The organism is Phenylobacterium composti DSM 19425 (assembly GCF_059568645.1).
Genome location: NZ_JCANTT010000011.1, coordinates 143,064 through 160,955 on the forward strand (window position 1 = coordinate 143,064; position 17,892 = coordinate 160,955).

Sequence of the window (17,892 nt, forward strand, 5' to 3'; positions counted from 1 at the left end):
AGGACATGTCCGAAGACAACACGCAGCCCGAAGGCGACGGCTTCGATTTCGAAGGCGGCGAGCTGGAGGCGCTGAAGGCCGAGAACCAGGCGCTGAAGGAGCAGGTGCTCCGCTACGCCGCCGAGGCCGAGAACACGAAGCGCCGCGCCGAGCGTGAGGCGAACGACGCCCGGGCCTATGCGATTCAGAAATTCGCCCGCGACCTGCTGGGTGTGGCGGACAACCTCGACCGCGCCATGTCGGCCGCCCCGGCCGACCACCCCGACGCCCCGGTGAAGAACTTCGTCGTGGGCGTCGAGATGACCGCCAAGGAGCTGCTGGGCGCTTTCGAGCGCAACGGGCTGAAGAAGATCGACCCGGCCAAGGGCGAGAAGTTCGACCCGCACAAGCACCAGGCGATGATGGAGCAGCCGGGCGCGGACGTGGCCCCGGGCGGCGTCATCCAGGTGCTGCAGCCGGGCTATGAGCTGTTCGACCGGCTGGTGCGGCCGGCCATGGTGGTGGTCGCCGCCCGGGCCCCGGGGGCGGCCCCTGCGGGCGGGGGCGACAATCCCTACGCCGCCAATGAAGAAGGCGAGACTGCCGCCGGCGCGGGCGGCTCTGTGGACACCCGCGCCTAAACCGCCGCCGGCCCCTTCCCCCGAGGGGGATTTTGGCTAATGTCCCAAGTCCCTTTCTTTCGGGGTGTGGGCCGGCGCCCTGATTCGCGCCGGCCGCCAAGGCGAGCCGGGACCTAGGAATGAAGCTGACGATCGAACGCGCCGCGCTGCTCAAGGCCCTGGGCCACGTGCAGAGCGCGGTGGAGCGCCGCAACACCATCCCGATCCTGTCGAACGTACTGCTCTCGGCCGACCGCGACCGCCTGACCTTCTCGGCCACCGACCTCGACATGGAGATCGTCGACGAGGCCCTGGCCCAGGTGGATCAGCCCGGCCAGATCACCGCCCCGGCGCACACCCTGTACGAGATCGTCCGCAAGCTGCCCGAGGGCGCCGACGTCTCCCTGAGCTTCACGGGCGAGGACCCGCGCCTGACGGTCCAGGCCGGTCGTTCGCGCTTCAACCTGCCGGTGCTGCCGGCCGGCGACTTCCCGGTGATGTCGGCCGAGGGCTTCGGCGGCGCCGTGGCCGTGGACGTCAATGACCTCATCCGGCTGATCGACAAGACCCGCTTCGCCATCTCGGCGGAGGAGACCCGCTACTATCTGAACGGGCTCTATCTCCACACGGTGATGGTGGACGGCAGCCCGCGCCTGCGGGCGGTAGCCACGGACGGTTCGCGCCTGGCCCTGGCCGACATGCCCGCGCCCGAGGGTTCGGCCGGCGCGCCGGGCGTCATCGTGCCCCGCAAGACGGTCAACGAAGCCCGCCGCCTGCTCGAGGACGCCGGCGAGACCGTCGAGCTGCAGGTGAGCCCGCAGAAAATCCGCTTCGAGCTGGGCGGCGCCGCCCTGACCTCGAAGGTCATCGACGGCAACTTCCCCGACTACGCCCGGGTGATCCCCAAGGACAACAACCGCACCATGATCGTGGACGCCAAGCTGTTCGCCCAGGCGGTGGACCGGGTGGCGACCATCTCGGCCGAGAAGAGCCGCAGCGTGCGCATGGCCATCGAGCCGGGCCGGGTGGTGCTCACCGTCCGCAACATGGAAGCCGGCCAAGCGGTGGAAGAGCTGGAGATCGACTACGACGGCGAGCCCTTCGAGCTGTCGTTCAACGCCCGCTACCTGCTGGACATCACGGACCAGATCTCGGGCGAGAGCGCCGAGCTGCGCTTCGGCGGCCCCAACGACCCGGCCCTGGTCCTCGACCCGGCCGACGCCGACGTCCAGTACATCCTGATGCCGCTGCGGGTGTAAGGCCCCGCCCCGCCAAGGCGGGAGGATCGGTTTTCGGAAAGTCCAGGAAAGGGCGGGACCTGCGGGTCTCGCCCTTTTCACATGCGCCGACGCCTGGGCTGAAGCCGGGCGCGAGGGGGGCGGCTCAGTGGCCGTGGGCGCCTTCGTACACGCCGGGCGCCAGGCGTTCGTCCTCGGCGCCCTCGCTGTCCTGGGCCAGCACGAAGCGGCGGTCGCAGTAGGTGCACTCGACGAAGTCGGCCTCGCCCATCTCGAGCCAGACCCGCGGATGGCCCAGGGCGCCGCCCACGCCATCGCAGGCGATGCGCTTGGAGCGCACGGTGATCACTTCCGGCGGCGGCAGGGCGTCGGACGTGAGCGCCGGCTTGGCGGGCGCCGGCTCCGGCTGCTTCTGCGCGTTGGCGGACTTGGCGCTGACGAGTTTGCGGGCCATCGGCAACTGAACCTCTATTGCCGCGGCCTTGGCTCAGGCGCGGCGCGCGCCTAGGTATGCGACCGCGGCTTTCGCCGTCAACGACGGGTGATCATGGACCTTCCGGAATACGCGATCGAGGCCAGGGCGCTGGTCAAGACCTACGCCGCCACCAAGACCACGCCCGAGATGCGGGCGCTCAAGGGGATTGACCTGGCCATTCCGCGGGGCTCGATCTTCGGGCTGCTCGGGCCGAACGGGGCCGGCAAGTCCACCTTCATCAACATCCTGGCCGGCCTGACCCGAAAGACTTCGGGCCAGGTGCTGATCTGGGGCCGCGACATCGACCAGCGGCCCCGGGACGCTCGGGCGGCCATCGGCGTGGTGCCCCAGGAGATCGCCGCCGATCCGTTCTTCACCCCGCGCGAGGCGCTGGAGGTGGCGGCCGGCATGTACGCCGTGCCCAAGGCCGAGCGCCGCACCGACGAGCTGCTGGCCGCCCTGGGCCTCGCCGACAAGGCGGGCGCCTATGTCCGCCAGCTCTCCGGCGGGATGAAGCGGCGGCTGATGGTGGCCAAGGCCATGGTCCACAATCCGCCGGTGCTGATCCTCGACGAGCCCACCGCCGGGGTCGACGTCGAGCTGCGCCGCCAGCTCTGGAACTATGTGCTGGAGCTGAACCGCAAGGGGGTGACCATCGTGCTCACCACCCACTACCTGGAAGAGGCCCAGGAGCTCTGCGACCAGATCGCCATCGTCAACCGCGGCCAGGTGGTGGCGTGCGAGCCGACCACGACCCTGCTGCGGCGAATGGACACGCGCAACGTGCTGGTGACGCCCGACGCCCCGCTCTCCGCCGCGCCCGCCCTGCCGGGATTCGAGACCCGACTGACCAAGGCGGGCGGCTTCTCGGTGAGCTACCGCACCGGTCAGTCCAGTGTGGAGCAGGTGCTGGCCGCCATCCGCGCCGCCGGCCTGCACATCAAGGACATCTCCACCGAGGATCCCGACCTCGAGGACGTTTTCGTCAGCCTCACCTACGCCGCCGAGGACGCCGGCGCGGCCTGACCGGCCCTTTCCTGTGCGCCTTCAGGTCGAAGGGGCGGTGACCAGGCGGATGTCGGGCCAGACATAGGCCGCCTCCCAGACGGCCGCGCCGCCGGGGCCGGGCTCGCGGCGGGGCGGTTCGGCGATCCCGCCCAGGTGCTCGTAGAACCCCCGTGCGCTGGTGTTCTCGCGCAGCACCGAGATCATCAGGGATCGGGCGCCTTGCGCCTCCAGCACTCGGGCGGCGGCGGCGAGCAGGGCCCGGCCAAGGCCCCGGCCCTGGGCCGAACGCAGCAGATAGAGCACGCTGATCTCGCCTTCGCCCGGCCGCCCGCGCCGGGACGGCCCGGCCTGGGCGTAGCCCACAAGCCCCGAGCGGTCGGCGAGGGCGAGGGTGATTCCGGCGCCGGTCCCGGCGGCGAGCTGGCGACGGAACCGCCGGGTGAAGCCTTCCTCGCTCATCCGCGCCAGGAAGGCGTCGGGCAGCAGGCCCTGATAGGTTTCGCGCCAGCTCCGCACATGGACGTAGGCCAGGGCCTCGGCGTCGGCGGGGCCGGCCGGGAAGATCACATGGGCGGGCGCGAGCGCGGGCAGCGACATCCATCCACAGCTTGGCGCTCGCCCGGGCGGCTTCAAGGGGTCGCGGGACTCAAGCCTATTGGTTAACGTCCGCGCCACCCATGAACGCCCAGGCGCCCTCCGCAGTCCCCGATCCCGCCGCCGGCGCCTCGCCGGTGATGGCGCAGTTCTTCGAGGCCAAGGCCCGCCAGCCCGATGCGCTGGTGTTCTTCCGTATGGGCGACTTCTACGAGCTGTTCTTCGAGGACGCCCACAAGGCGGCCGCTGCGCTCGGCATCACGCTCACCTCCCGGGGCCAGCACGCCGGCCAGCCGATCCCCATGGCCGGGGTGCCGGCCCACGCCATGGAGGCCTATCTCGCCAAGCTGGTGCGGGCCGGCTTCAAGGTCGCCCTGTGCGAGCAGCTGGAGGACCCCGCCGAGGCCAAGAAGCGCGGCTCCAAGGCGGTGGTCCGCCGGGACGTGGTGCGGGTGGTCACCCCCGGCACCCTCACCGAGGACGGCCTCCTGGACGCCCGGGGCGCCAACCGTCTGGCCGCCATCGCCATGCGCGCCGGGGCGGCCGCCGTGGCCAGCGTCGAACTCTCCACCGGCGAGGTGGAATGCATGGCCGTGAGCCTGTCGGGCCTGGCCTCGACCCTGGCGGCCCTCGGCCCCTCCGAGATCCTGGTGCCCGATCGCCTGTTCGCGGACGAGGGCGTCAACGCCGCGCTCAAGGCCGCCGGCGGCTTCGTCCAGCCCCTGCCTTCGGCGCTTGCCGAGCCTTCGGCCTCGGAGACCCGCCTGAAGCGGCTCTATGGCGTGGAGACCCTCGACGGCTTCGGTCAGCTCTCGGGCGCCGAGGTCTCGGCCCTGGGCCTGATCGCCGCGCACCTCGAGACCACCCAGGCCGGCAAGGTCCCGGCCCTTTCGCCGCCGCGGCGGGCGGGCGAGGCCGACGTCATGGTCATCGACCCGGCCACCCGCAACAGCCTGGAGATCGAGCGCGCCACCTCGGGCTCGCGCGAGGGCTCGCTGCTGGCCGCCATCGACCGGACGGTGACCGCCCCCGGCGCCCGCCTCCTGGCCACGCGCCTGGCCCGTCCGCTGCTGGACCCCGGCGCCATCGACGCCCGGCTCGACGCCGTGGCTTGGTTCTGCGAGGCGCGGTCCACGCGCCAGAAGCTCCGCGAGGCGCTGCAGCGTCTGCCCGACATGGCCCGGGGCCTCTCGCGACTAGCCCTGGGACGCGGCGGCCCGCGCGACCTCGGCGCCCTGCGCGACGGCCTCGCCACCGCCGACGCTGTGGCCGGCCTCTTCGCCGGGGCCAATCCGCTGGTGGAGCTGCCCGCCGAGATCGCCACGGCGGTGGAAGCCCTCGACCTGTCCCGGCGGCCCGATCTGGCCGCCTTCCGGGATCTGCTGGTCCAGGGCCTCGGCCCCGACCTGCCGGCCCTGGCCCGGGACGGCGGCTTCGTGGCCGACGGGGTGCGCCCCGAACTCGACCAGGCCCGAGCCCTGCGCGACGACAGCCGCCGCGTGATCGCCGCCCTTGAAGCCCGGCTGGCGGCCGAGAGCGGCGTGGCGCTGAAGGTCCGGCACAATGCGGTGCTCGGCTATTTCGTGGAGTGCACCGCCAAGGCGGCCGAGCCGCTGATGCAGCCGCCGCTGAACGCCACCTTCATCCACCGCCAGACCCTGGCCAATCAGGTGCGCTTCACGACGGTGGAGCTGGCCGAGCTGGACGCTCGGATCGCCCAGGCCGCCGAGCGGGCCCTGGCCATCGAGCTCGACACCTTCGAGGCCTGGCGGGCCGCCGCCATCGCCGTCGCCGCCGACATCCAGGCCGCCGCCGAGGCCGCCGCCCGGCTCGACGTGGCCGCGGGCCTGGCGGAATGGGCCGAGGACGTGGGCGCCGTCCGCCCGGTGGTGGATCTTTCCACGGCCTTCGAGGCCGAGGCCGCCCGCCATCCTGTGGTGGAAGCCGCCGTGCGCCGCGCCGGCGAGGCCTTCACGCCCAACGACTGCCGCCTGGACGGGGCGGGCGTGGTCGGGGCGCGGCTCTCCATCGTCACCGGCCCGAACATGGCTGGTAAGTCGACCTTCCTGCGCCAGAACGCTCTCCTGGCGGTGCTCGCCCAGGCGGGCTGCTTCGTCCCCGCCAAGCGCCTCAGGATCGGCGTCGTCGACCGGCTGTTCAGCCGGGTGGGCGCGGGCGACGACCTGGCCCGGGGCCGCTCGACCTTCATGCTGGAGATGGTGGAGACAGCCGCCATCCTCACCCAGGCGACGCCGCGGTCCCTGGTGATCCTCGACGAGATCGGCCGGGGCACCGCCACCTACGACGGCCTGGCCATCGCCTGGGCCTGTGTCGAGCAGCTGCACGAGACCAACCGCTGCCGCGCCTTGTTCGCCACCCATTACCACGAGCTGGCGGTGCTTGAGGACCGGCTGGCCTATGTCTCTAACCTCTCCCTGAAGGCCAAGGAGTGGAACGGCGACCTGATCTTCCTGCACGAGGCCGGTCCTGGCCCCGCCGACCGGTCCTACGGGGTGCAGGTGGCCAAGCTCGCCGGGGTGCCGCCTGCGGTGGTGGCCCGGGCCAAGCAGGTGCTGGAGCGGCTGGAGCGCGAGGCCGGGGCGCCGGCGCATCTGGAGGACCTGCCGCTCTTCGCCGCCGTCGCCGAGCCCGAGGCCAAGTATGGTCCGTCCAAGGTCGAGGAGGCCCTGCAGGCCCTGGACATCGACGGCATGAGCCCCCGGGAGGCGATGGACGCCCTCTATCGGCTCAAGGGCCTGCTGTCCTGACCCCCGGGCGACGGCAAGGCTTGTCGGGCGCGGCCGCCTCTCCTAGTCGGGGCGGATCATGAGCCGGATCGTCTATCTCGCCTTCCCGGCCGGCCGCGTGGCCGGGGGACACAAGATGATCCTCAGGCACGTGGAGACCCTGCGCGAGCTGGGGTTCGACGCCGTGCTGTGGCTCAACAAGGGCGCCGAGGGCTTCGGCTGGCTGCAGCACCGCTGTCCGGTGGAGGTGGGAACGCCCTTCCGGCCAGACGACATCCTGGTGCTGCCTGAGGATGCGCCCAACGCCATGGCCCATGTGGCCGGGCTGCCGAACCGGGCGGTGGTGTTCTGCCAGAACCAGTTCGCCCTTGCGAACGTGGGCGTCGCCGGCGTCGACCGCTTCCCGCCCGAGCGGTTCCCGGTGTTCATCACTCCCGGCCGGGTGTCGGGAGCCACGGCGGGGCGGCTCTATCCCCAGGCGCGCGTCGAGGTGGTGCAGTCCTTCGCCGACGAGCGCATTTTCTATCCCCGCGAGCCGCGGCGGCTGGCCATCGCGGTCACGCCCCGCAAGCGTCCGGCGGAGGCCCGGATCATCCGCAGCATGTTCGTCCGGATGCACCCGCGGCATGCGCAGATTCCCTGGGTTGAGCTCAATGAGGCCACCGAGACGGAGGTGGCCGAGACCTTCGGCGCCTGCGCCCTCTTCCTGTGCCTCAGCCGCCTGGAGGCCGCGCCCATGACGCCGCTGGAAGCCATGGCCTCCGGGGCGGTCTGCGCTGGCTTCCGGGGCGTCGGCGGCCGGGAACATTCCAACGAAAGCAACGGCTTCTGGGCCGAGGACGACGATTGCGAGGCCGCCGCCGACGCCCTGGCCAGGGCCGCCGACCTGGTGGTCGCCGGCGGGCCGGAGCTGGAGCGGATGCGCGAAGTCGGGTTCGAAACCGCCCGGCGCTGGTCCTACGCCGCGTTCCGCCCGATGCTCGAGGATGTCTGGACGCGTCTCGCGCCGCAGGCGCGAACGCTCTAGATCGCCTATATCAGCCGAACATGCCGCCCCGCCTCAAACCCACCCACCTCGAATATGTCGTCGACGGCGTGAAGCTGCGAAGCCAGCTGTCGGCGGCGGCCCTGCAGCATCTGGGCGACGAGGCGGCCCAGCGGGCGGCCGCTCTGGAGATCCTCAAGGGCGCCCTGTTCCGGGGCCGGATGATCGCCAAGGAGCGGCTGGAGAACGGGGCCGGCGGCATCGAGACCGCGCGCCTGCTCTCGGGCGTTACCGATGTGGTGGTCTCGGCGCTCTACGACTTCACCACCGTCCACGTCTTCCGGGCGCGCAACCCCACCGAGGGCGAGCGTCTGGCGCTGATGGCGGTGGGCGGCTACGGCCGCGGCGCCCTGGCGCCGTTCTCGGACATCGATCTGCTCTTTGTGCGGCCCTACAAGCAGACGGCCCACGCCGAGAGCGTGATCGAATACATGCTCTATGCCCTGTGGGACCTGGGCTTCAAAGTCGGCCACGCCTCGCGGACCATCGAGGAGTGCCTGAAGCTCTCCCGCGAGGATTTCACCATCCGCACCTCGATCCTGGAGGCCCGCCGGCTGACCGGCGACGAGGCCCTGGCCGAGGACCTGATCAAGCGGTTCCGCAACGAGGTGGTGAAGGGCACGGGGGCCGAGTTCGTGGCCGCCAAGCTGAAGGAGCGCGACGACCGCCACGCCCGGGCCGGGGCCAGCCGCTACATGGTCGAGCCCAATGTGAAGGAGGGCAAGGGCGGCCTGCGCGACCTGAACACCCTGTTCTGGATCGCCCAGTACCTGCATCCCGGCGAGAGCCTGGAGAAGGTGATGCAGCTGGAGATCTTCGATCGACGCGAGGTCTCCACCTTCATCCGGGCCCTGGACTTCCTGTGGGCGGTCCGCTGCCACCTGCACTTCGCCACAGGCCGGCCGGAGGAGCGGCTCACCTTCGACCTGCAGCCCGAGATCGCCCGGCGCATGGGCTATGGCGACCGGGGCGACGCCCCCGCCGTCGAGCGCTTCATGCGGCGCTACTTCCTGTTCGCCAAGGACGTGGGCTCGCTCACCCGGGTGTTCGCCGCCAAGCTGGAGGCCGACCGGGTCAAGACCGCCCCCAAGGGCATCAGCCGGTTCATCCCGGGCCGGTCGGTGAAGCGCAAGCCGCTAGACGAGCCCGGCTTCCACGAGGTGGGCGGGCGCCTGGACGTGGACCCCGAGATCTTCCGCAAGGATCCGGTGAACCTGCTGCGGCTGTTCCGCATCGCCGACCAGCGCAACCTCGACCTGCACCCGGACGCCTTCACCGCCGCCTCGCGGGCCACGGGCCTGATCACCTCGGCGGTCCGGCGCGATCCGCAGGCGGCCAAGGTGTTCCTGGACATCCTGGCCCGGGGCCGGGACCCGCGCACGACCCTGGCGCTGATGAACGAAACCGGCGTGCTCGGCCGGTTCATCCCCGAATGGGGCCGCATCGTCGCCCAGATGCAGTTCAACATGTACCACTCGTACACGGTGGACGAGCACACCCTGCGGGCGGTGGGCGTGATCGCCGACATCGCCGCCGGGCGTCTGGCCGACGACCATCCGCTGGCCGTCCAGATCATGCCGCTGATCGCCGACCGCGAGGCGCTATTCCTGGCCATGCTGCTGCACGACACCGGCAAGGGCGGGGCCGGCGGCCAGGAGGTGGCCGGCGCCCGGGCGGCGCGGCAGGCCTGCGAGCGCCTGGGCCTGGAGCGGTCCAAGATCGAGCTGGTGGCGTGGCTGGTGGAGCACCACCTGGTCATGAGCGACTACGCCCAGAAGCGGGACGTCTCCGACCCGCGCACCGTGGCCGACTTCGCCCGCATCGTGCAGAGCCCCGAGCGCCTGCGCCTGCTGCTGGTGCTCACCGTGGCCGACATCCGCGCCGTCGGGCCGGGGGTCTGGAACGGCTGGAAGGGCCAGCTCATGCGCGAGCTCTACAATGCCACCGAGGCGATCTTCCGCGGTGGCCGGGGCTCGGACGCCGCCGCCGCCCTCAAGCGTTACCAGGAGAACGCCGCCTATGACGCGCGCGTGGCCCTGGCCAAGGCCGACCCGGGCGCCGAACCCTGGGCCGACGCCATGGAGGACGCCTATTTCACCGCCTTCAGCGCGCAGGAGATCCTGGCCCACGCCCGCATCGCCCAGGCCGCCGGGGACGCCGCCGCCGCCGAGGGCCGGGTGCGGGCCGACCTCAACGCCGCCGAGGTGGTGGTGGCCGCCGCCGACCGGCCGCGCCTGTTCGTCGATCTCGCCGCCGAGATCACGGCCGCCGGGGCCAATGTGGTCGGGGCCCGGGTCTTCACCTCGCGCACCGGCCAGGCGCTCGATGTCTTCTATGTGCAGGACGCCACCGGCGCGCCCTTCGGGGCCCAGGACGCCCGCGCCCTGCCTCGGCTGGCCGAATGCCTGGCCGCCGCCGCCCGGGGCGAGCCGCAGGTCAGGGAAGGCCGACGGCCGCAGGACCTGGGCCGCGCCGCCGCCTTCGCCATCACGCCCACGGTCATGCTGGACAACGAGGCTTCGGAGACCTCGACGGTGGTGGAAGCCTCCGGCCGGGACCGGCCCGGCCTCCTGGCCGCCCTCGCCCAGAAGATCTCCGACGCCGGCCTCTCGATCCTCTCGGCCCACATCGACGGCTACGGCGAGCGGGCGGTGGACGCCTTCTATGTGGTGGACGCCGGCGGCCAGAAACTCACCGACACGCGGAAGGGCAACGCCCTGAAAACCGCTCTTCTCAACGCGCTCACGGAAGCCGAAGCCGAGACCGGCCAGGCCCGCCGCGCCAATTTGCAGCGCGCCCGCGCCAGCGTCGCGCGCTAAAGGACCTTCAATGCCTTTCCCCGATACCCACCCGGCGCTGAGCCGGGCCCTCGCCGCGCGCGGCTATGCCGAACCTACGCCGGTGCAGGCCGCTGTCCTCGAGGCCGAGCCCGGCCGCGATCTCCTCGTCTCGGCCCAGACCGGTTCCGGCAAGACCGTGGCCTTCGGTCTCGCCGCCGCCCCCGTTCTGCTGGAGGACGCCGAACGCCTGCCGGCGGCGGGCCTGCCCCTGGGCCTGGCCATCGCCCCCACCCGCGAACTCGCCCTGCAGGTGGCCCGAGAGCTGGAGTGGCTCTACGCCGAGGCCGGCGCGCGGGTGGTCACCTGCGTCGGCGGCATGGACGCCCGCCGCGAGCAGCGCGCCCTGGCGGGCGGCTGCCACTGGGTGGTCGGCACCCCCGGCCGCCTGCGTGATCACCTGGAGCGCGGCAACCTCGACCTGTCGGCCCTCAAGGTGGTGGTCCTCGACGAGGCCGACGAGATGCTGGACCTCGGCTTCCGCGAGGACCTGGAGGAGATCCTCGACGCCACGCCCGAGGGGCGCCGGACCTTCCTGTTCTCGGCCACCCTCGCCAAGGACATCGTGGCCCTGGCCCGCCGCTATCAGACCGAGGCGGTGCGGATCGACACGGTCCGCCGGGACGAGCCGCACGGGGACATCGAGTATCGCGCGGTTCGCGTGGCGCCGAACGAGCTCGAGAGCGCCGTGGTCAACATCCTGCGCTACTTCGACTCTCCCAGCGCCCTGATCTTCTGCGCCACCCGCGAGGCGGTGCGGCGGCTGTACGGCTCGCTGCGCGAACGGGGCTTCCCGGTGGTCGCCCTGTCCGGGGAGATGAGCCAGAAGGAGCGCTCCGACGCCCTGCAGTCGCTGCGGGACGGCCATGCCCGGGCCTGCGTCGCCACCGACGTGGCCGCCCGCGGCCTCGACCTGCCGGACCTGGGCCTCGTGGTCCACGCCGAGCTGCCGGTGAACCGCGCCACCCTGCTGCACCGGTCGGGCCGCACCGGCCGGGCCGGGCGCAAGGGCGTGTCGGTGCTGCTGGTCCCCTACACCCGCCGCCGCAAGGCCGAGATGCTGCTGGCCTCGGCCGGGGTCGAGGCCCACTGGTCGGGCGCGCCCACCGCCGAGGAGATCCGCGAGCGCGACCAGGTCCGGATGCTGGAGGACCCGATCCTCACCGAGGCGCCCTCCGACGAGGACCTCGCCCTGGCCCGCAAGGTTCTGGAGGGCCGCGCCCCCGAAGTGGTGGCCGCCGCCCTGGTGCGCCTCTACCGCGCCCGCCTGCCCGAGCCCGAGGAGCTGTTCGAGGTTCCCGACCGCGCCCCCGCCCGCGAGCGCGGTCCCCGGGAGCGCGGCCCGCGCGAGGCCAATGTCATGGTCGGGGACGGCGTCTGGTTCCGGCTGCCGGTCGGGCGCAGCAAGAACGCCGACCCCAAGTGGCTCGTGCCGCTGATCTGCCGCCTGGGCCACGTCACCAAGAAGGACATCGGCCAAATCCGCATCTTCGACCGCGAGACGCGGTTCGAGATCAGCCCCGAGGCCGAGGCCAGGTTCCGCGAGGCTGTGGCGGCCAACGACAAGGCGGAAATGCGGGTCGAGCCCTCGGCCCCGCCCGGCGAACGCCCGCCGCCCCGTCCGCGTCCGGCCGGCAAGGCGGCGCCGCACCGCAAGGGACCGCGTCAGCCCGGCCGCCCGAACGGCAAGCCCCACGGCGCAAAACCGCCCAGGCGCCCACGCGCTTGACGCTCTCCGCGACGCAGCCGACCACAAGCCGGTGACCGACAGCCTGCGCGACATTCCCCCCCGGAAGGGCGGTCTGATCCGCTCCTCGCTGATCTTTTCGGGGCTCACCCTGGTCAGCCGCCTCATGGGGCTGGCCCGGGACCTGGTCATCGCCGCGCGCCTGGGCGCCAGCCAGACCATCGCCGCCGACGCCTACTATACGGCGCTCACCTTCCCGAACCTGTTCCGGCGGATGTTCGCCGAAGGCGCCTTCGCGGCCGCCTTCGTGCCCGACTACGCCAAGAAGCTGGACGGCGAGGGCAAGGAGGTCGCCGACCGCTACGCCTCGGACGCGCTGGCCACCGTCGCCGCCTTCACGGTGCTGCTCACGGTCATCTGCCAGCTCGCCATGCCCTGGCTGATGATGGTCTACAGCTACGGCTTCCTGGAGGATCCGGCGAAGTTCAAGCTGGCGGTGGCGCTTACCCAGATCACCATGCCCTACATGCCGTGCATGGTGATCGCCTCGCTGTTCGCGGGCGTGCTGCAGGCCCGCGGCCGGTTCATCATCTACGGCTTCTACCCGACCATCCTGAACATCGTGATGCTGGCGGCGGTGCTGCCGCAGAACGATCCGGTGCGGGCCGCCTACGCCGCTTCGGCGGGGGTCATCGTGGCCGGGATCAGCCAGGCCGCCCTGTGCTGGTGGGGCGCCCGGCGGCTCGGGGCCCGCATCCGGCCCTCGCGGCTGAAGCTGACGCCGGAAATCCGCGACCTGATCCGCCGGATGATCCCCGGCATCATCGCCTCCAGCGCCACCCAGCTGAACCTCTTCATCTCGGCCATCCTCGCCAGCCAGGTGGCCGGCATGCGGGCGTGGCTGAACTTCGCCGAGCGCTTCTATCAGCTGCCTCTCAGCCTCGTGGGGGTGGCCATCGGCGTGGCCCTGCTGCCGCGGCTGTCCACCGCCATCCGCCGGGCTGACCGCGCGGACGCCCAGGGGGCCATGGACCAGGCGGTGGTCTTCGGCCTGGCCCTCAGCCTGCCGGCGGCGGCGGCCCTGATGGCCATGCCGTTCTATCTGCTCGACGCCTTCTTCTCGCGGGGCGCCTTCACCTCGGCGGACGCGGCGGCCTCGGCCAAGCTCCTCTTCCATTACGGCTGGGGCGTGCCGGCCTTCGTGCTGATCAAGATCCTGCAGCCGGCGTTCTTCGCTCGCGGCGACACCCGGACCCCGATGACCTATTCGCTGATCTCCATCGGGGTGAACATCGCCCTGGGCGTCAGCCTCTTCTACACCCTGGGATTCGAGGGCATCGCCCTGGCCACGGCCGCGGCCTCCTGGCTCACCGTGGCCCAGATGACCGTGAAGCTGTGGACCACGGGGATCTGGCGGCCCTCGGCCCGGGCGATCGGCAAGATCACCCGGGTGGCCCTGGCGTCCGCCGCGCTGGGCGCGGCCTGCCTTGCGGCCTCCGTCTTCCGCGAGGTGCTGGAGCGGCCCCTGGGGTCGAAGGAGCTGACCATCCTGCTCGTCTGCCTGGCCGGCGCGGCGCTCTATGGGGTCCTGCTGTTCGCCGTGGGCGGCGTCACCCCCGCCGAGGCCCGGGCCGCGCTCCGTCGCCGCAAGGGCGACGCGCCGGTCGCCACGCCTGATCTCTAGCTTGCCGCCCCTTCGCCTGCGCGCTATGTCCGCGGCCATGACGACGCGGACCCGCAACAGCTGGCGATGGCGGCCCTGAGCCGTTGACCCCGCGTTAGCCCGGGCCTCGCGCCCGCACGTCCCTTTCCGTCAGAAGTCCTGCCATCATGACCGACCAAGCCCCCGCCCCCTATGCGGGCCCCCAGCGCGTGCTCTCCGGCGTCCAGCCGTCCGGCGACCTGCACCTGGGCAACTACCTCGGCGCGCTCTCCAAATTCGCGAAGCTGCAGCACGAGCTGCCCACCTTCATCTTCGTCGCCGACCTGCACGCGATCACGGTCTGGCAGGAGCCCACGAAGCTGAAGCAGCAGGTCCGCGAGATCGCCGCGGCCTATCTCGCCACCGGGCTCGACCCGAAGGTGGCGGCCATCTTCGCCCAGTCGGCGGTGCCGGAGCACGCCGAGCTCGCCTGGGTCTTCAACTGCGTCGCCCGTCTCGGCTGGCTCGACCGGATGACCCAGTTCAAGGAGAAGAGCGGCAAGCACAAGGAGCGCTCGAGCGTCGGGCTCTACACCTATCCGGTGCTCCAGGCGGCCGACATCCTCGTCTACAAGGCCACCCATGTGCCGGTGGGCGACGACCAGAAGCAGCACCTGGAGTTGACCCGGGACATCGCCCAGAAGTTCAACAACGACTTCTCGGCGCCGGGCTTCTTCCCCCTGCCGGAGCCCCTGACCCAGGGGCCGGGCGCCCGGGTGATGAGCCTGCGGGACGGTTCGGCGAAGATGTCCAAGTCGGATCCGTCGGACCAATCGCGGATCAACCTGACCGACGACGCCGACGCCATCGCCAACAAGGTCCGCAAGGCGCGCACCGATCCCGACCCGCTGCCCGAGACGGTAGAGGGGCTGGAAGGTCGGCCCGAGGCGCGGAACCTGGTGGGCATCTATGCGGCGCTGTCGGGCAAGACCGACGCCGAGGTGCTGGCTGAGTTCGCCGGCCAGGGTTTCGGCGCGTTCAAGCCGAAGCTGGCCGAACTGGCGGTCTCGGTGATGGCGCCCATCGGGACGGAAATGCGCCGCCTGTTGGCCGATCCGGCCGAGATCGACCGTGTGCTGAGCGACGGCGCCGCCCGGGCCCGGGAGATCGCCGCGCCGGTGGTTGCGGACGTCAAGCGCCTCGTGGGCTTCTGGGCGGGCTGAGGCTCTATCCGGCGGCGCCCTTGCGTCCGTTCGTCGGGCGCCGCACCGTCCGTCCATGAGCACCGGGAAGCGCAAGTTCCTGATCGTCGCCGACGACACGCCTGAGTTCCAGGCGGCGCTGCGCTTCGCCTGCCGCCGGGCGCGCTCCACCGGCGGGCATGTGGCCCTGCTCAAGGTGATCGAGCCGGCGGTGTTCGAGCACTGGTCCGGAGTGCGCGACGAGATCGAGCGCCAGCAACGTCAGGAGGCCGAGGCCTCGCTCCAGGAGACGGCCGAGTTCGTCCTGGCCGAGACCGGCCTGCCGCCGGAGTTCCTCATCAAGAATGCCGACAGCGTGCGCGCCGCCCTGCGTCAGGCCCTGGCGGACGACCCGGACATCAAGATCCTGGTGGTGGCCGCCGCCGTGGGCGGCCGCGGCCCCGGGCCCCTGGTCTCGTCCATCGTCAAGGAAGGCGTGAAGTGGGGCGAGCGGAAGCTGCCCGTGACCATCGTCCCGGGCGACCTCACCGACGAGGAGGTCGCGGACCTCGCCTGAGGCCGTGACGCTTGCGCCGGACGGCGCGCGAGGCCACATCTGGCCCATGTTCATCCAGACCGAAGTCACGCCCAATCCCGAGGTCCTGAAGTTCCTGCCCGGCCGCACGGTGCTGGGCGAAGGCGTCCGGGACTTCCGCTCGGCCGAGGAGGCGCAGGTCTCGCCCCTGGCGTCGGACATCTTCGACATTGAGGGCGTGACGCGGGTGTTCTTCGGACCCGACTTCATCACCGTGGGCAAGCACCCGTCGTTCGACTGGCCGCACCTGAAGGCGCCGGTGCTGGCGGCGATCATGGATCACTATACCTCGGGCCGGCCGTTGTTTGACGAGGGCGGGGCGGTCGCGAGCGGTCATGACGAGGGCGTCTATGAGGGCGAGACCGCCCAGATCGTCGCCGAGATCAAGGACCTGCTGGACAGCCGCATCCGACCGGCCGTGGCCCAGGATGGCGGCGACATCCTGTTCCACAAGTTCGAGCCCGACACCGGCGTCGTCTGGCTCAACATGCGCGGCGCCTGCTCGGGCTGCCCGTCCTCGACCGCCACTCTCAAGGCCGGAGTGGAGAACATGCTGAAGCACTACGTTCCGGAAGTGACCCGGGTGGAGCAAACGCTCGGCTAGCCTTCCCGCCGCGGCGGCGATCCGCTAACCCCGCCGCATGATCGTCCTGGGCCTCGACACCTGCCTGAACGCCTGCTCGGCGGCCGTCCTCGACGGCGACCGGGTGCTGGCCCATGCGCGCGAGGTCATGGCCCGCGGGCACCAGGAACGGCTCGCCCCCATGGTCCAGGCGGTGATGGCCGAGGCCGGTCTTCCATTCTCGCGCCTGCAGCGCATCGCCGCCACGGTGGGGCCGGGCTCCTTCACCGGCCTGCGGGTGGGCGTCGCCTTCGCCAAAGGCCTCGCCACCGCCCTTGGCGCCGAGACCGCGCCGGTGGGATCGCTCGAGGCCCTGGCGGCCGAGGCGGAGGGCCTGGTGGCGGCCGTGCTCGACGCCCGGCGGGACCAGGTCTACGTGCAGGTCTTCGATGGCGGCCGGGCGCTCACGCCTCCAGAGGTGCAGCCCGTGACGGTCGCCGCCGAGCGGCTGGCGGCACAGGCCCGGGGCCGGACGCCCACCCTGGTGGGATCGGGGGCGGCTCTGCTGGCCGGCGTGGTCCCCGGGGCGACGATCCTCGCCGCGGAGGGCTGCGACGCCCGCAAGGTGGCCGCCCTGGCCGCGACCCGTCCGGCGGCGGCGCTGACGCCGCTCTACCTTCGCGCGCCCGACGCCAAGCTGCCCGGCGGCCGCACCCCGGAATGAACCTGCGTCCCGCCGACATCGCCGATGCGCCGCGGATGGCGCAGGTTCACGCCCAGGCCTTCGACCGGCCGTGGGACACGGCCGCGTTCGAGGACCTGCTCGGCGGGGTCGGCGTGTTCGCCGTGATGGCCGAAGATGGCGATCCTGCCGGCCTCGTCCTGTGCCGGGCCCTCGCCGGCGAGGCCGAGATCCTCACCATCGGCGTGGCGCCCTGGGCGCGGCGCAGGGGGCTGGGCCGGGCGCTGATGGCCGCCGCCCTGGACGCGGCGAGGGCGTCCGGCGCCGAAACGGCGTTCCTGGAAGTGGACGTGGACAACACACCCGCAGTCGCGCTTTACGAGCGCCTGGGATTCGAACGGGCGGGTCTGCGGCGAGGCTATTACGACCGCGGCGGCGCCGGCCGCGCCGACGCCCTGGTCATGCGTCTCGACCTTGGAACGCAGGGCCACTAGACCTATCCTTACGTGAAAGGAAACGGAGGCTCCGTGTCGGACCGCATTGAAAGGCTCTGCGTTCAAAAGGGCATGCGCATGACCGAGCAGCGCCGGGTGATCGCCCGGGTGCTGTCCGCCTCCACCGACCACCCGGATGTGGAAGAGCTGCACCGCCGCGCCCATGCGGTGGACCCGCACATTTCCATCGCCACGGTTTACCGGACGGTGCGCCTCTTCGAGGAGGCGGGGATCATCGACCGTCTCGACTTCCGCGACGGCCGCTCGCGGTACGAGGAACACACCGACGACCACCACGACCACCTGATCGACATGAAGACCGGCAAGGTGGTGGAGTTCGTCGACGACGAGATCGAGGCCCTGCAGGAGGCCATCGCCCGCAAGCTCGGCTACCGGCTGGTGGACCACCGGCTCGAGCTCTACGGCATGCCAATCGAGGACTAGGGCGCGGCTCTGCGGCGGCGGGGAACTTGCGCCCGCCCTCTCGGAACCCCATAACGCCGGCC

General features: G+C 71.7%; 16 protein-coding genes. 14 read left to right on the plus strand and 2 right to left on the minus strand.

Translation table 11 applies throughout. The annotated features are described in order from the left end of the window. Nucleotides 1-5: 5 nt before the first annotated feature. Both grpE and dnaN read left to right on the plus strand, forming a co-directional pair. On the plus strand, nucleotides 6-620 hold the full coding sequence (gene grpE / locus BO64_RS03675) for a nucleotide exchange factor GrpE (protein WP_496401922.1): 615 nt from the start codon (nucleotides 6-8) through the stop codon (nucleotides 618-620). Between the two features lie 119 nt (nucleotides 621-739). Next, nucleotides 740-1,858 carry a DNA polymerase III subunit beta gene (dnaN, locus tag BO64_RS03680; RefSeq protein WP_496401923.1) on the plus strand — a complete coding sequence of 373 codons (1,119 nt, stop codon included), beginning with the start codon at nucleotides 740-742 and terminating at the stop codon, nucleotides 1,856-1,858. A gap of 124 nt (nucleotides 1,859-1,982) precedes the next feature. Here dnaN and BO64_RS03685 read toward each other — a convergent pair whose 3' ends face one another. Further along, nucleotides 1,983-2,291 (minus strand): zinc-finger domain-containing protein, encoded by a 309-nt coding sequence (locus BO64_RS03685; RefSeq protein ID WP_496401924.1) that lies wholly within the window; start codon nucleotides 2,289-2,291, stop codon nucleotides 1,983-1,985. Between the two features lie 93 nt (nucleotides 2,292-2,384). Here BO64_RS03685 and BO64_RS03690 point away from each other — a divergent pair, with 93 nt between their 5' ends. Continuing rightward, the gene (locus BO64_RS03690; protein WP_496401925.1) at nucleotides 2,385-3,338 is read left to right on the plus strand and encodes an ABC transporter ATP-binding protein; all 954 of its coding nucleotides are present in this window, start codon (nucleotides 2,385-2,387) and stop codon (nucleotides 3,336-3,338) included. A 21-nt stretch (nucleotides 3,339-3,359) separates the two neighbouring features. Here BO64_RS03690 and BO64_RS03695 read toward each other — a convergent pair whose 3' ends face one another. After that, complete coding sequence (locus BO64_RS03695; RefSeq protein WP_496401926.1) at nucleotides 3,360-3,917, minus strand: GNAT family N-acetyltransferase; 558 nt, start codon at nucleotides 3,915-3,917, stop codon at nucleotides 3,360-3,362. Between the two features lie 80 nt (nucleotides 3,918-3,997). Between BO64_RS03695 and mutS the strand changes: the two genes are divergently transcribed. The 11 genes from mutS (at nucleotide 3,998) to BO64_RS03750 (ending at nucleotide 17,830) form a co-directional block, all read left to right on the plus strand. Then, a complete protein-coding gene (gene mutS / locus BO64_RS03700; protein WP_496401927.1) occupies nucleotides 3,998-6,682 on the plus strand; it encodes a DNA mismatch repair protein MutS in 2,685 nt (894 codons plus the stop codon). Between the two features lie 58 nt (nucleotides 6,683-6,740). Next, nucleotides 6,741-7,688, plus strand: coding sequence for a glycosyltransferase (locus BO64_RS03705; protein ID WP_496401928.1), 948 nt, complete (start codon nucleotides 6,741-6,743; stop codon nucleotides 7,686-7,688). Nucleotides 7,689-7,708: 20 nt separating this feature from the next. After that, on the plus strand, nucleotides 7,709-10,525 hold the full coding sequence (locus BO64_RS03710) for a [protein-PII] uridylyltransferase (protein WP_496401929.1): 2,817 nt from the start codon (nucleotides 7,709-7,711) through the stop codon (nucleotides 10,523-10,525). Nucleotides 10,526-10,535: 10 nt separating this feature from the next. Beyond that, nucleotides 10,536-12,272 (plus strand): DEAD/DEAH box helicase, encoded by a 1,737-nt coding sequence (locus BO64_RS03715; protein ID WP_496401930.1) that lies wholly within the window; start codon nucleotides 10,536-10,538, stop codon nucleotides 12,270-12,272. A gap of 31 nt (nucleotides 12,273-12,303) precedes the next feature. Further along, the gene (gene murJ, locus BO64_RS03720; protein WP_496401931.1) at nucleotides 12,304-13,914 is read left to right on the plus strand and encodes a murein biosynthesis integral membrane protein MurJ; all 1,611 of its coding nucleotides are present in this window, start codon (nucleotides 12,304-12,306) and stop codon (nucleotides 13,912-13,914) included. Nucleotides 13,915-14,060: 146 nt separating this feature from the next. Beyond that, the gene (gene trpS / locus BO64_RS03725; RefSeq protein WP_496401932.1) at nucleotides 14,061-15,095 is read left to right on the plus strand and encodes a tryptophan--tRNA ligase; all 1,035 of its coding nucleotides are present in this window, start codon (nucleotides 14,061-14,063) and stop codon (nucleotides 15,093-15,095) included. A gap of 55 nt (nucleotides 15,096-15,150) precedes the next feature. Beyond that, nucleotides 15,151-15,630 carry a universal stress protein gene (locus BO64_RS03730; protein WP_496401933.1) on the plus strand — a complete coding sequence of 160 codons (480 nt, stop codon included), beginning with the start codon at nucleotides 15,151-15,153 and terminating at the stop codon, nucleotides 15,628-15,630. 46 nt (nucleotides 15,631-15,676) lie between these two features. Then, nucleotides 15,677-16,252 (plus strand): NifU family protein, encoded by a 576-nt coding sequence (locus BO64_RS03735; RefSeq protein WP_496401934.1) that lies wholly within the window; start codon nucleotides 15,677-15,679, stop codon nucleotides 16,250-16,252. Nucleotides 16,253-16,292: 40 nt separating this feature from the next. Continuing rightward, entirely contained in the window at nucleotides 16,293-16,934 is a 642-nt protein-coding gene (gene tsaB, locus BO64_RS03740) for a tRNA (adenosine(37)-N6)-threonylcarbamoyltransferase complex dimerization subunit type 1 TsaB (protein WP_496402448.1), read from the plus strand. Continuing rightward, the gene (gene rimI, locus BO64_RS03745; protein WP_496401935.1) at nucleotides 16,931-17,386 is read left to right on the plus strand and encodes a ribosomal protein S18-alanine N-acetyltransferase; all 456 of its coding nucleotides are present in this window, start codon (nucleotides 16,931-16,933) and stop codon (nucleotides 17,384-17,386) included. The genes tsaB and rimI overlap by 4 nt, the downstream gene beginning before the upstream one ends. A gap of 72 nt (nucleotides 17,387-17,458) precedes the next feature. Continuing rightward, a complete protein-coding gene (locus BO64_RS03750; RefSeq protein ID WP_496401936.1) occupies nucleotides 17,459-17,830 on the plus strand; it encodes a Fur family transcriptional regulator in 372 nt (123 codons plus the stop codon). The last annotated feature ends 62 nt before the right edge of the window (nucleotides 17,831-17,892 follow it).

Excerpts from the sequence above, each read along its gene's own strand:
- grpE (WP_496401922.1), top strand. The coding sequence starts at position 6 with ATGTCCGAAGACAACACGCAGCCCGAAGGCGACGGCTTCGATTTCGAA.
- dnaN (WP_496401923.1), top strand. The coding sequence starts at position 740 with ATGAAGCTGACGATCGAACGCGCCGCGCTGCTCAAGGCCCTGGGCCAC.
- BO64_RS03685 (WP_496401924.1), bottom strand. The coding sequence starts at position 2,291 with ATGGCCCGCAAACTCGTCAGCGCCAAGTCCGCCAACGCGCAGAAGCAG.
- BO64_RS03690 (WP_496401925.1), top strand. The coding sequence starts at position 2,385 with ATGGACCTTCCGGAATACGCGATCGAGGCCAGGGCGCTGGTCAAGACC.
- BO64_RS03695 (WP_496401926.1), bottom strand. The coding sequence starts at position 3,917 with ATGTCGCTGCCCGCGCTCGCGCCCGCCCATGTGATCTTCCCGGCCGGC.
- mutS (WP_496401927.1), top strand. The coding sequence starts at position 3,998 with ATGAACGCCCAGGCGCCCTCCGCAGTCCCCGATCCCGCCGCCGGCGCC.
- BO64_RS03705 (WP_496401928.1), top strand. The coding sequence starts at position 6,741 with ATGAGCCGGATCGTCTATCTCGCCTTCCCGGCCGGCCGCGTGGCCGGG.
- BO64_RS03710 (WP_496401929.1), top strand. The coding sequence starts at position 7,709 with ATGCCGCCCCGCCTCAAACCCACCCACCTCGAATATGTCGTCGACGGC.
- BO64_RS03715 (WP_496401930.1), top strand. The coding sequence starts at position 10,536 with ATGCCTTTCCCCGATACCCACCCGGCGCTGAGCCGGGCCCTCGCCGCG.
- trpS (WP_496401932.1), top strand. The coding sequence starts at position 14,061 with ATGACCGACCAAGCCCCCGCCCCCTATGCGGGCCCCCAGCGCGTGCTC.
- BO64_RS03730 (WP_496401933.1), top strand. The coding sequence starts at position 15,151 with ATGAGCACCGGGAAGCGCAAGTTCCTGATCGTCGCCGACGACACGCCT.
- BO64_RS03735 (WP_496401934.1), top strand. The coding sequence starts at position 15,677 with ATGTTCATCCAGACCGAAGTCACGCCCAATCCCGAGGTCCTGAAGTTC.
- rimI (WP_496401935.1), top strand. The coding sequence starts at position 16,931 with ATGAACCTGCGTCCCGCCGACATCGCCGATGCGCCGCGGATGGCGCAG.
- BO64_RS03750 (WP_496401936.1), top strand. The coding sequence starts at position 17,459 with ATGCGCATGACCGAGCAGCGCCGGGTGATCGCCCGGGTGCTGTCCGCC.